This is a genomic window from Robbsia sp. KACC 23696, assembly GCF_039852015.1.
Lineage (GTDB): Bacteria > Pseudomonadota > Gammaproteobacteria > Burkholderiales > Burkholderiaceae > Robbsia.
This window is the reverse complement of sequence record NZ_CP156626.1, coordinates 2963692-2976474: the sequence shown is the minus strand read 5'-3', so window position 1 is coordinate 2976474 and position 12783 is coordinate 2963692. Positions and strand designations below refer to the sequence as shown.

Genomic DNA, 12783 nt, shown 5'->3' with positions numbered 1-12783 from the left:
AGAAAAAGAGGGAGCATGAAACAAGCCAACCCGGGCCGATTCGCGTCGATGCGAATCCAGTCGGGCCAGGTCGCCACTCCAGGCAGCGGATCATATGCAAGCGTCAGCATACTCCAAGCGCCTGGGATACGTGCGTAAGTCCTGCTGGCGCACAAGGTCCTTCGTTCGGCCTTGATGCGCGGTATCGGGCCGCGACAGGCCGACGCGTGGGTAACCCGGACGGCGTCCCGGTTACCCGGCGGCGCTATTACTGACCGCTCAAGCCGCCGATCTGCGAGCCGGGCTTGATGCCATGGCTCGTGAACCAGCCCTTGTCCATCTCCAGCGCATAGCGGATCGCGCGGGTCGGGCAATGGTTGTTCTCGGTTTCCGCCTGCATCTCGTCGATGTCGGTGATCGTGCCGTCATCGGCGATGAAGGCGATCGACAAGGGGATCAGCGTGTTCTTCATCCAGAAGCAATGGCCGGCGCGATCCGGGAAAACGAACAGCATGCCGGCATTGTTGGCCAACGATTTGCGATACATCAGACCCTGCTCGCGATCGGCTTCATTTGCCGCCACCTCCGCGTGGATCACATTGATGCCTGCCGTCAACGTGACGGTCGGGAAGTCGCCCGGTTGCTTGATCGGCGGCGTGGCGCCGGCCAGCGGCTGCGCGATCGCGGGTGCGACCGGCAGCGCCAGGCCGATGACGATGCCGAGCATGCTCAGCAAGCCGAGCGCTGCCGGCGCGGCGGCGCGGCGGGGCGTGGCGAGCCCATGGTCAGGCCGGCCGGGCGTCGTTTGCGTCGATTGAAGGGGGGCGAGGGACAGGCGCGGCACAGACCGCGACGACAGCAGCTTCGTCAGGCGATTCAAGAGGATCACTCCGTCTAGGGGGACGTGCAAGATGGTACTGCACAATTGAAAACAGGCGGATACCCATTGAGTATCCGCCTGCTATGCGCGCGCAAATCAGTGCGCAGCGCGCGTCGCTTGTCGCTGCGCGAGGCCGACAAGGCCGGCCCCGGCGAGCGCCACGATGCTTACTTAGCTGCCGAAGCTGCCGAAGCCGAAGCTGCCTTCTTGGCGTGCTTCTTAGCGTGCTTCTTGTGCGTCGACTTCTTTGCCGTCGAAGCCGCTGCCGGTGCAGCAGCGTCCGAAGCCGGGGTTTGTGCGAAAGCGGCGGTTGCGAACAGGCCAACGATCACGGCAGCGATCAGTTTCTTCATGACGTCCTCGATATCTCGAAATTTACGGAATTTTGGTAAGACCGGCCGTCTTATGCGGCCTGTCATAGCGATTAACGCGCGCCAGCGACATCGGTTGACATCGAACTCAAACTTTTTTTGCGCGCCGTCCGCTGGCCGGGGTGTCGCCGCGCAGACCGTGCCATGGGGCGTCCGCGGCAAGTGCCGTGTAGGCGCCGGGGGCCAAGCCCAGATCGAACAGGTTCACGGCGCCCACCGCGACGCGAACCAGACGCAGCGTCGGATGCCCCACGGCGGCGGTCATCCGACGTACCTGCCGGTTTTTGCCTTCGGTGATCTCCAATGCGATCCATGTCGTCGGAATCGCCGCGCGATACCGGACGGGCGGATCGCGCGGCCAAAGATGATCGGGGGCCGCGATCCTTTGTACGCGGGCCTTGGCGGTGACGAAGTCGCCCAGATCGACGCCCTCGGCCAGTCGGGCGAGCGCCGTCTCGTCGGGTTCGCCATCGACCTGCGCCCAGTAGCGCTTCACGAGCTTCTGACGCGGTTCGGCGATGCGGGCCTGCAGCGTGCCGTCGTTGGTCAGCAGTAACAGCCCTTCGCTGTCGGCATCCAGGCGTCCCGCCGGATAGACGTCGGGCAACGGCACATGCGTCGCCAAGGTCGGGCGAGTGGGATGCGGTGAGAATTGGCAGATCGTGCCAAACGGTTTGTTGAGGGCGAGCAGTGACATAGAAGGGTGTAGAACCGGGCCGGCGGCATCGGGCTGACGAAAAGTGGGCGCCGGCGGACCGGACGACGCGTGCTGGAAGGCGTCGCGAAGGGCGTCCGAGAAGCGTCGCGCGGGATCGATTGGGCGTCTGCCGAAGCCGCGCCGGGAAAATCGCGCGATGAGAGCGTAAAATACCATGTCCCGAGGCGCCCCCACGCCCGCCCGTCGTCGAGTGGAGTCGATCATGCCGTACCAGCACATTCAGGTTCCTGCCCAAGGCGCACGCATCGTCGTGCGCGACGATCACACGTTGACGGTGCCCGATAATCCGATCATTCCCTTCATCGAAGGCGATGGCGTTGGCGCCGATATCACGCCGGTGATGATGAAAGTCGTCGACGCTGCCGTCCGCGATGCTTACGCGGGGCGACGCCAGATTCACTGGATGGAAATCTACGCCGGGGAGAAGGCGCATCGACTCTACGGCGATACCGTCTGGCTGCCGGACGAAACGCTGCAGGCGCTGCGCGAGCATGCAGTGGCGATCAAGGGCCCGCTGACGACACCGGTCGGCAAAGGCTATCGTTCATTGAACGTCGCGTTGCGGCAAAAGCTCGATCTCTACGTCTGTCTGCGGCCGATCCACTATTTCGCGGGCGTGCCGTCGCCATTGCGCGAGCCACAGTACACGGACATGGTCGTCTTCCGTGAGAACTCGGAAGACGTGTATGCCGGCATCGAATGGATGGCCGGTTCGCCCGAAGCCAAGAAATTGATCCGTTTCTTGCAGGAGGAGATGGGCGTTACCGGACTCCGATTCCCGGAGACGTCTTCGATCGGGATCAAGCCGGTGTCGAGCGAAGGCACGAAGCGTCTGGTCCGAAAGGCGATCCAATATGCGATCGACCATGAGCGTCGCTCGGTGACCCTGGTCCATAAGGGCAACATCATGAAGTTCACCGAGGGCGCGTTTCGGGACTGGGGTTATGAAGTCGCCATCGAGGAATTCGACGGAAAGCTGATCGACAATGGCCCCTGGGTCAGCGTACGCAATCCGCGCACCGGTGAGGACATTACGATCAAGGACGCGATCGCCGATGCCTTTCTCGAACGCACGCTGCTGCGGCCGCGCGAGTACGATGTGATCGCAACGCTGAATCTGAACGGCGACTATGCGTCCGACGTACTGGCGGCGCAGGTGGGCGGCGTGGGCATCGCGCCGGGTGCGAATCTATCGGACGATATCGCCATTTTCGAGGCCACGCACGGGACGGCGCCCAAATATGCCGGCATGAACTACGTGAATCCGGGCTCGGAAATCCTGTCGGCAGCGATGATGTTGCGGCATATTGGATGGATCGAGGCGGCTGACAAGATCGTGGAAGCGATGCGTCGGGCGATCGCGCAGAAACGCGTCACCTATGATTTCGCGCGGCTCATGTCGGGTGCCGAACAAGTGAGCTGTTCCGGATTCGGCGACGCCTTGATCGAAAATCTCTAAGCGGCGCGCTTGAACGCAAACAGCCCTCGATTCACTGACACTTGGCGCGGTCCATTGGAGCGCGTTGTGTCGGGAATCGAGGGCTGTTGGCGCTGCGGCTGCCGAACAAGGCGCCAGTCAGGCAGCGCGTGGTTCGCTATCGCCGGGGGCTGTCCGGCGAGTCAGGCGGCTTCCTGAATATTGGAGGCCTGCTTCCCCTTCGGACCTTGCACGACGTCGAAGCTGACTTTCTGGCCTTCCTTGAGCGTTTTGAAGCCGCTCATCTGAATCGCGGAAAAATGCGCAAACAAATCTTCGCCGCCTTCGTCCGGGGTGATGAAGCCGAACCCCTTCGCGTCATTGAACCACTTGACCGTCCCTGTTGCCATCCTGCATCCCCTCTGAAGCGCTTTGTCGCTCAACTGTCACTGAACACCGCCTTGGAACAGCGCGCGGCCCGGTGAAACAGGGTCGCGGCCGGGCGGCAGGCCAAAACGATATTCCCCGGAAATACGGTGTAGAGGGAATATGCGATTTGATTTTTGTGGCTCTTTATTCGACTGTCAAGCGTTTTTTCCTCACATGCTTTCATGGCATTCGCCTATCGCGCGATGACGCCGCGCGTCCTGTTTTTTCTAGGGGAAGACCCTAGGATCAGATGGCGTTCCCGCTGCGCGTCACGCCAATCTTGCAAGGGGCAGCCGGAGAAAAGAATAAGATCGTCTCTCTGAGCGTGTCCGGGTTCTTCGTTTCTTGCCGCATGCCCGAGGGGCAGGGCTTGTCCGCCTTTCGTCGAGGGGTATTCTGATAACGAAGCGCCTGGTCTTGAAAACGGTGATAATCGCCCAAGATAGTTGTCAAGACGCAATGCAAGTCGGCAGCGGTCCGAACGGCCTTGAGGCCGAATGTTCCGGATGGATATGCCGCCATGCAGTGCGTGCGGTTTGGTTTCTTTCCCCCACAGTGAGTGCACTGCGTCTGTTCTGCATGCCTTGCGCGTACCGTCACACTGGAATCGGTCAATTTGTCCGGTGGCGAGGGTGGCAGCAACGTTGTACCGTTGCTGTTAACGCAAAGGCGCATTCCCGATCAGGTTCGGATTGCAGGGCAGCGCGAGATGTTTAGAATGGACGTATGGCGATCATCCCGAACAAGCAGGACGGAACCGTTCTAGAGCGGCAGGAGCAGAAGCTAAAGCCGCCGTCGATGTTCAAGGTCGTGCTGCTGAACGACGATTTCACGCCGATGGAATTCGTGATCTTTGTTATTCAGCAATACTTCAACAAAGATCGTGAGACGGCTTCACAGATCATGCTGAAGGTTCACCGCGAGGGCAGGGGAGTTTGTGGGGTCTATTCGCGAGATGTCGCGGCGACCAAAGTTGAGCAAGTCGTTACCCATGCGCGGCAAGCGGGGCATCCGCTGCAGTGTGTGATGGAGGAAGCATGATTGCCCAGGAACTGGAAGTCAGTCTGCACATGGCGTTCATGGAAGCGCGTCAAGCGCGCCATGAATTCATTACTGTCGAGCATCTTTTGCTGGCGTTGTTGGATAACCCAACGGCTGCAGAAGTGCTGCGCGCCTGCGCGGCGAACATCGACGACCTGCGTCAGAATCTGCGTAATTTCATTCATGACAATACGCCGACGGTACCTGGGACCGACGATGTCGATACGCAGCCGACGTTGGGATTTCAGCGTGTGATTCAGCGCGCGATCATGCACGTGCAGTCGACGTCGAACGGCAAGAAGGAGGTGACAGGTGCCAATGTGCTCGTGGCCATCTTCGGCGAGAAGGATTCGCATGCCGTGTACTACCTGCAGCAGCAGGGCGTGACGCGTCTGGATGTCGTGAATTTCATTTCGCACGGCATCGCGAAGACGGGCGGCGCCGATCCGGCGAAGGCCGCCGACGCCAGTGTCGAGGCGGAAGAAGGCGGGGCGCAGAAGGAAACGCCGCTCGCGCAATTCACGCAGAACCTGAATCAATCCGCCAAGGATGGCCGTATCGACCCGTTGATCGGTCGTGAAGCCGAGGTGGAGCGCGTGGTGCAGGTCCTGTGCCGACGACGCAAGAACAATCCGCTGCTGGTGGGTGAAGCAGGCGTGGGGAAGACCGCGATCGCCGAAGGTCTGGCATGGCGGATCACGCGGGGTGAAGTGCCGGATATTTTGTCCGACGCCATCGTCTACTCGCTCGATATGGGTGCCTTGCTGGCCGGCACGAAGTATCGCGGCGACTTCGAGCAGCGTCTGAAGACGGTCTTGAAGGAGCTGAAGGACCGTCCGCACGCGGTGTTGTTCATCGACGAGATCCATACGCTGATCGGCGCGGGTGCGGCATCGGGTGGGACGCTCGACGCGTCCAATCTGCTGAAGCCGGCGTTATCGTCGGGTCAGTTGAAATGCATCGGCGCGACGACGTTCACCGAGTACCGGGGGATTTTTGAGAAAGACGCCGCGTTGTCGCGTCGCTTCCAGAAGATCGATGTTCCGGAACCCACGGTCGAGCAGACCGTCGCGATCCTGCGCGGTTTGAAGTCGCGCTTTGAAGAGCACCACGGCGTGAAGTATTCGTCGGGTGCGCTGTCGGCGGCGGCGGAGCTGTCGGCGCGCTTTATCACCGATCGCCATCTGCCGGACAAGGCGATCGACGTCATCGACGAGGCCGGTGCGGCGCAACGCATTTTGCCGAAGTCGAAGCAGAAGCGGACGATCGGCAAGTCGGAAATCGAGGACATCATCTCGAAGGTCGCGCGCGTCCCACCGCAAAGTGTGTCGCAGGACGATCGCAGCAAGCTGCAGACGCTCGATCGCGATTTGCGCTCGGTCGTCTTCGGCCAGGATCCGGCCATCGACGCGCTGGCGGCCGCTATCAAGATGGCGCGGGCCGGCTTGGGCAAAACCGACAAGCCGATCGGCTCCTTCCTCTTCTCGGGGCCGACCGGCGTCGGGAAGACCGAAGTGGCGAAGCAGCTCGCGTTCACCTTGGGCATCGAGCTGATCCGTTTCGATATGTCCGAGTACATGGAGCGTCACGCGGTGAGCCGGTTGATCGGCGCGCCGCCAGGATATGTCGGCTTCGATCAGGGCGGTCTGCTGACGGAAGCGGTATCGAAGAAGCCGCACTGCGTGTTGCTGCTCGATGAAATCGAGAAAGCGCATCCGGACATCTACAACGTGCTGTTGCAGGTGATGGATCACGGTACGCTGACCGATAACAACGGTCGGAAATCGGACTTCCGCAACGTCATCATCATCATGACGACGAATGCGGGTGCGGAAGCGATGCAGAAGTCGACGATCGGGTTCACGACGAAGCGTGAAACCGGCGACGAGATGGCCGACATCAAGCGGATGTTCACGCCGGAATTCCGGAACCGCCTGGATGCGATCATCAACTTCCGTGCGCTGGACGAGGAGATCATCCTGCGGGTGGTCGACAAGTTCCTGATGCAGCTCGAAGATCAACTGCACGAGAAGAAGGTGGACGTGCAGTTCAGCGATACTTTGCGCAAGCATCTGGCAAAGCATGGCTTCGATCCGCTGATGGGGGCGCGTCCGATGCAGCGCCTGATCCAGGATACGATCCGTCGTGCCTTGGCCGACGAGCTGTTGTTCGGCAAGTTGGCGACCGGTGGCCGTGTCTCCGTCGATGTCGACGAAGAAGGCAAGGTGCAGTTGACGTTCGACGACAGCGGCGCGCCGCGTAGTCCGAGTCCGGAAACGGTCGAAGTCGAGTAAAGCCGCGGTGTCTCGCAGTGGCGTCGCATCCGACGTCGCTGCGGCACGAGTCGTCATAGGTGGCAGCGTGCCTTTGCAGGGCGATGAAAAAACCCCGCTCGTTGGTGACAACGGGCGGGGTTTTTTACGTCTGACGTTACGTCCGAAAGCGGGCAGCTTAGTGTTTCCCGGTGCTGCCAAAGCCACCGATGCCACGTTCGCTGGCGGTGAATTCCTCGACCAGGTCAAAGGTCGCTTGCACCACCGGTACGATGACCATTTGCGCGATTCGTTCGAATGGCGCGATCGTGAAGGCGGTCTGACCGCGGTTCCACGTCGATACCATTAGTTGGCCCTGATAATCCGAATCGATCAGTCCGACCAGATTGCCCAAGACAATGCCGTGCTTATGACCCAAGCCGGAACGCGGGAGGATCATCGCGGCAAAACCTGGGTTCTCGAGATGAATCGCGAGGCCGGTGGGGATTAGCGTAGTTTGTCCTGGTTCCAGGACCAAAGGCGCGTCGAGGCAGGCCCGCAGATCGAGTCCGGCGCTGCCGGTGGTCGCGTAGGCGGGCAGGTGATCGCGCATGCGCGCGTCGACAATTTTCAGTTGCAGATTCATAGTCAAGGCGAGGAAGGGGAGGCGGATGCCGCCAGGCGATGGGCGATTTCGCCAATCAAGATGCGCGCCAAGCTGGCCTTGTCGCCACGCGGCAGCGGATGACGGCCGGCATCGTCGAACAGCACGATTTCGTTGTCGTCCTTGCCGAACGTCAAATGACCAAGGTTGCCGACCAGCAAAGGCACGCGCTTGCGCGCGCGCTTCTCGGCGGCGTACGTATCGAGGTCGTTGGTTTCCGCGGCAAAGCCGACGCAATACGGCGGATTCGGCCCGTGCGCCACTTCGCGCAGGATGTCGGGATTTTCGACGAAGGCCAGCGTTGGCGCAGGGTCGTCGGAGCGTTTGATTTTCTCGTTTGCCGCCGATGCCGGACGCCAGTCGGCCACTGCCGCCACGGCGATAAAAACGGACCGGGCACGGTCTGGCGTAAGCAGCACCGCCTGCACCGCTTCACGCATCTGCTGCGCCGTCTCGACATCGATGCGACGCACGCCCCATGGCGCCGGCAGCGCGGTCGGCCCGCTGATCAGCGTGACATCGGCGCCGGCGTTGGCGGCGGCCCGGGCGATCGCATAGCCCATCTTGCCGCTCGACCGGTTCGTAATGCCGCGGACGGGATCGATCGGCTCGAAGGTCGGCCCGGCGGTGATCACGACGCGTTTGCCCTGCAGGACTTTTGGCGTGAACCAGGCGATAACGGCATCGCGAATCGCCTCGGGTTCCAGCATGCGTCCATCGCCGACTTCGCCACACGCCTGGTCGCCGGAGTCCGGGCCCCAGATCGCGATGTCGTCGGCCCGCAGTTGCGCGGCATTGCGTTGCGTCGCCGGATTGCTCCACATCTGACGGTTCATCGCCGGCACCATGGCCAACGGACAATCGCGCGCCAGACAGAGCGTCGATAGCAGGTCATTGGCCATACCGTGCGCGACACGCGCCATGAAATCCGCCGAGGCGGGCGCGACGATGATGCCATCGGCCTGGCGCGACAGATCGATATGCGCCATGCCGTTGCCGCCCTGGGACGTCCATTCGTCGACAAAGACCGGGCGACCGGTCAGGGCCTGCATCGTCAACGGTGTGATGAAGCGTGTGGCGGCGTCGGTCATCGCGACCTGGACGGTGGCGCCGGCTTTGATCAGCAGGCGTGCCAGCTCTGCGACTTTGTAGCAGGCGATGCCGCCGGTCAGTCCCAGCACCAGATGCCTGCCGGCGAGCGCGCCGCCGGCAGGCGCGATGGCACCGTGTGGCAGGACGAGATCGTCAGCGGCATCGTCCATCAGCGGCTCCGACGCGCGCGCCGCAGCTCGTCGATGACGAGCAGGGCCGCGCCGATGCAGATGGCACTGTCGGCGATGTTGAATGCCGGCCAGTGCCGTGCATCGACATGAACGTCCAGGAAGTCGATCACATGGCCATGAATCAGGCGGTCGATCACATTGCCCAAGGCACCGCCCATGATCAGCGACAACGCCGTACAGAAGAGGCGCTGGGCGCTGTTGCGGCGGAGCAGATAGCCGATCACCAGTGCGGCGACCACGCCAAGCACGGTGAATCCCCAGCGCTGCCACCCACCGGCGCCGGCGAGGAAACTGAATGCGGCGCCCGGGTTATAGACCAGCACCAGATTGAAGAAACCGGTGACCGCGCGTCCTTCGCCGTAGGCGAAGTTTTGCAGGATGGCGACCTTCGACAACTGGTCGAGCAGGATCACGACGACGGCCAGCCCGAGCCAGGGCAGCAGCGAGCCCCCCGCGCGGCTGTCCACGGTCATCGTTTTTCCTACGGATTTGCTCATTACATTGCTCCTGCCGGCCATTGCCGCATTGTCGCGTTACGTATCGTTATCATTTCGCAGCATTGCCGATGCCCGCGCCTGCGCGCATCGGCCTGCCGATGTCCCGGCGTCAGGCAGCGTGGCGCGTTTCGCCGGCGCCGAACAGATTGCTGAAGCAGCGGCCGCACAGCGTCGGATGGGCCGCGTCGATGCCCACGTCGCCGCGATGATGCCAGCACCGTTCGCATTTCTGTGCCGTCGACGGCGTCACGTCAACCGATTGTTCGCCTTCCGACTCAACCCGTGCGACCACCGCTTGCGAGGTGATCATCACGAACTTCAGGTCGTCGCCCAGACTGGTGAGGGCGTCGAAACGGGCACCGGCCGCACGCACGACGATTTCCGCCTGCAGCGACGAACCGATCTGGCCCGCGGTACGGGCTTCTTCCAACGCCTTCGTCACTTCGCCGCGCACCGTACGCAGCAAGGCCCATTTCTCGATCAGCGCGGCGGCGTCCGCGACCTCCGGATACTGATGATACAGCCCCGTGAAGATCGTTTCGCTTGCCGGATGCAACACCTTCCAGGCTTCCTCGGCCGTGAACGATGCGAACGGCGCCATCAGGTGCAGCAGGCCATTCGCGATATGCCACAAGGCCGTCTGGGCCGCCCGGCGAGCGGACGAGCCCGGTGCCGACGTGTACAGGCGGTCCTTCAGCACATCCAGATAGAAGCCGCCGAGATCTTCGGAGCAGAACGTCTGGATGGCCGCGACCACCGGGTGGAACTCGTATCGTTCGTAATGGCCCAGCAACTGCTTCTGCCAGGTGGTCGTGTGCGCCACCGCGTAACGGTCGATTTCAAGCCAATCGGCAACCGGCACCGCGTCCTTTTCGATATCGAAGTCGGACAGGTTTGCCAGCAGGAAGCGCAAGGTATTGCGGATCCGTCGATAGCCCTCCACCACGCGCTTCAGGATTTCGTCCGAGATCGACAGCTCACCGGAATAGTCGGTGGAAGCGACCCACAGGCGAATGATTTCGGCGCCCAATTTGCTTGAAACCTGCTGCGGCACGATGACGTTGCCGACGGACTTCGACATCTTCCGGCCTTCGCCGTCGACGGTGAAGCCGTGCGTCAGCAATGCTTTGTACGGCGCATGGCCATCCAGCATCGCGCCGCTCAGTAGCGACGAGTGGAACCAGCCGCGATGCTGATCCGAGCCTTCCAGATACAAGTCGGCCGGGAACGACGACACATTCTTGTGCGAGCCGCGCAGCACATGCCAGTGCGTCGTGCCCGAATCGAACCAGACATCCAGCGTGTCGCGGTTTTTTTCGTATTGCGACGCCTCGTCGCCGAGCAGGTCGGCCGGCTCGATCGATTGCCAGGCTTCGATCCCGTGTTGTTCGACGCGTTGCGCGATTTGTTCCAGCAATTCGACCGAGCGCGGATGCAATTCGCCGGTTTCCTTATGGACGAAGAAGGCCATCGGCACGCCCCATTGGCGTTGCCGCGACAGCGTCCAGTCCGGGCGATTCGCGATCATATTGAACAGACGCTGCTTACCCCAGGCGGGGAAGAACTGCGTTTGTTCGACGGCGGCCAGCGCCGATTCGCGCAGCGTCGCACCGCCGTCGGCTGGCGTCAGATCCATGCCGGCAAACCATTGCGACGTGGCGCGATAGATGATCGGCGTCTTGTGGCGCCAGCAGTGCATATAGCTGTGTGCGTGCATCTCGTCGTGCCACAGCGTGCCGGCTTCGCGCAGCGTCTCGACGACCTTCGGATTCGCTTCCCAGATGCTCAGGCCACCGAACAGCGGCAGCGTCGACACGTAACGGCCATCGCCCATCACCGGATTGATGAAGTCGTCGTCGGTCATGCCGTGCGCCTTGCACGAGATGAAGTCTTCGATACCATAGGCCGGTGCCGAGTGGACGACACCGGTGCCGGCGTCCAGCGTCACGTAGTCGCCGAGGTAGATCGGCGCCGTCCGGGCAAAGCCGGCGTGGACTTCGGCCAGCGGGTGATGGAAGCGGATGTCTGCCAGCTTTTCGCCGGTCGTCGTCGCGACGATCCGGCTGTGCTTGGCGGTATCGCCGTCGTCTTCGTCACCGTCGGCCAGCGGCGCGAGGCCGTATTGCGCGAGCGACGGGGCGACGCGATCGGTCGCCAGCAGCAACAGGCCCCAGGCCGTCGCCACCAGCGCGTACTCGATCTCTGGGTGCACATTCAGTGCTTGGTTCGACGGAATCGTCCACGGCGTCGTGGTCCAGATGACGATTTGGCCGGTCTGATCCGGGCGGCCGCCGGTGTTGGGCGGCAATTGGTCGAGACCGAACGCCGCCGCCAGCTTTTCTGGCTCGGCAAAGGGGAAACCGACGTCGATCGCCGGGTCCGTGCGGTCTTTATACTCGACCTCGGCTTCGGCCAATGCCGAGCCACAGTCGAAACACCAGTTCACCGGTTTCAGGCCGCGATAGATATAGCCGCTGTCCAGGATCTTGGCCAGCGCGCGCAGCTCGCCGGCTTCGTTCTGGAAATTCATCGTCTTATACGGATCGTCCCAGTCGCCCAGCACGCCGAGTCGCTTGAAATCGGCCATCTGACGCGTGATCTGTTCGCTGGCGTAGATGCGCGCGCGGCGCTGCACTTCGGCGGTCGGCAGGTTTTTGCCGAACTGCTTCTCGATCTGGATTTCGATCGGCATGCCGTGACAGTCCCAACCCGGCACGTAGGCGGCGTCGAAGCCCGCCAACGTACGGGCCTTGACGATCATGTCCTTCAGGATCTTGTTGACCGCGTGACCCAGGTGGATGTCGCCGTTCGCATAGGGGGGGCCGTCATGCAACGTGAACTTCGGCCGGCCGGCGCTGGCGTCCCGGATCTTCTGGTAGACACCGCGGTCTTCCCATTCCTGCACCCACAGCGGCTCGCGCTTCGGCAAATCGCCCCGCATCGGGAAGGGCGTATCGAGCAAATTGACCGGGTAACGCGACGGCGCGCTGTCCTTGCCGCCTTGCTTGGCCGCTTTCTTGTTGCCGGCGGTCGGGTTCGCGTTGGCCTGGGGCGTCTGCTCGGGTGAAGTGTTGTCGCTCATTGCAATCCTTGTACTCTGACTTTGTACTTTTCTATGCGCCCGGTTCCCGGCGCTCGGCAGGCTTGGTGTCGGTGTCCTGGCGGCCGGCGACTGCATTGTCGCTGGTCTATCGGGCCATTGCTCGACAAAAGCGGACTCAAAAAAGCGGTATGTTCGAGGGGCGGTCGCAC

11 protein-coding genes are annotated in these 12783 nt (G+C 62.1%); 3 read left to right on the top strand and 8 right to left on the bottom strand.

Annotated features, from left to right (window positions below):
• Positions 1 to 247: 247 nt before the first annotated feature.
• The 3 genes from ABEG21_RS12465 to ABEG21_RS12455 all read right to left on the bottom strand — a co-directional run bounded on the left by ABEG21_RS12465 (position 248) and on the right by ABEG21_RS12455 (position 1927).
• Entirely contained in the window at positions 248 to 706 is a 459-nt protein-coding gene (locus ABEG21_RS12465) for a DUF192 domain-containing protein (protein WP_347556765.1), read from the bottom strand.
• Positions 707 to 1026: 320 nt separating this feature from the next.
• Positions 1027 to 1212, bottom strand: a complete 186-nt coding sequence (locus ABEG21_RS12460; protein ID WP_347554896.1) for a hypothetical protein — start codon at positions 1210 to 1212, stop codon at positions 1027 to 1029.
• Between the two features lie 106 nt (positions 1213 to 1318).
• Positions 1319 to 1927, bottom strand: a complete 609-nt coding sequence (locus ABEG21_RS12455; RefSeq protein ID WP_347554895.1) for a pseudouridine synthase — start codon at positions 1925 to 1927, stop codon at positions 1319 to 1321.
• Positions 1928 to 2150: 223 nt separating this feature from the next.
• Between ABEG21_RS12455 and icd the strand changes: the two genes are divergently transcribed.
• Complete coding sequence (gene icd, locus ABEG21_RS12450) at positions 2151 to 3407, top strand: NADP-dependent isocitrate dehydrogenase (protein ID WP_347554894.1); 1257 nt, start codon at positions 2151 to 2153, stop codon at positions 3405 to 3407.
• A 161-nt stretch (positions 3408 to 3568) separates the two neighbouring features.
• On the opposite strand, the gene cspD is transcribed toward icd, so the two are convergent.
• Complete coding sequence (gene cspD, locus ABEG21_RS12445; RefSeq protein WP_347554893.1) at positions 3569 to 3775, bottom strand: cold shock domain-containing protein CspD; 207 nt, start codon at positions 3773 to 3775, stop codon at positions 3569 to 3571.
• 745 nt (positions 3776 to 4520) lie between these two features.
• On the opposite strand from cspD, the gene clpS reads away from it, so the two are divergent.
• Together clpS and clpA are read left to right on the top strand one after the other, a co-directional pair.
• Complete coding sequence (gene clpS, locus ABEG21_RS12440; protein ID WP_347554892.1) at positions 4521 to 4835, top strand: ATP-dependent Clp protease adapter ClpS; 315 nt, start codon at positions 4521 to 4523, stop codon at positions 4833 to 4835.
• Complete coding sequence (clpA, locus tag ABEG21_RS12435; protein ID WP_347554891.1) at positions 4832 to 7129, top strand: ATP-dependent Clp protease ATP-binding subunit ClpA; 2298 nt, start codon at positions 4832 to 4834, stop codon at positions 7127 to 7129. The genes clpS and clpA overlap by 4 nt, the downstream gene beginning before the upstream one ends.
• A gap of 157 nt (positions 7130 to 7286) precedes the next feature.
• Here clpA and dut read toward each other — a convergent pair whose 3' ends face one another.
• From dut to ileS, 4 genes are all read right to left on the bottom strand, one after another.
• Positions 7287 to 7733 carry a dUTP diphosphatase gene (gene dut / locus ABEG21_RS12430; protein ID WP_347554890.1) on the bottom strand — a complete coding sequence of 149 codons (447 nt, stop codon included), beginning with the start codon at positions 7731 to 7733 and terminating at the stop codon, positions 7287 to 7289.
• A 2-nt stretch (positions 7734 to 7735) separates the two neighbouring features.
• The gene (gene coaBC / locus ABEG21_RS12425; RefSeq protein ID WP_347554889.1) at positions 7736 to 9013 is read right to left on the bottom strand and encodes a bifunctional phosphopantothenoylcysteine decarboxylase/phosphopantothenate--cysteine ligase CoaBC; all 1278 of its coding nucleotides are present in this window, start codon (positions 9011 to 9013) and stop codon (positions 7736 to 7738) included.
• The gene (gene lspA, locus ABEG21_RS12420; protein WP_347554888.1) at positions 9013 to 9531 is read right to left on the bottom strand and encodes a signal peptidase II; all 519 of its coding nucleotides are present in this window, start codon (positions 9529 to 9531) and stop codon (positions 9013 to 9015) included. Before lspA ends, coaBC begins: the two co-directional genes overlap by 1 nt.
• Before the next feature lie 109 nt (positions 9532 to 9640).
• Positions 9641 to 12472 (bottom strand): isoleucine--tRNA ligase, encoded by a 2832-nt coding sequence (gene ileS / locus ABEG21_RS12415; protein WP_347556764.1) that lies wholly within the window; start codon positions 12470 to 12472, stop codon positions 9641 to 9643.
• Positions 12473 to 12783: the final 311 nt, after the last annotated feature.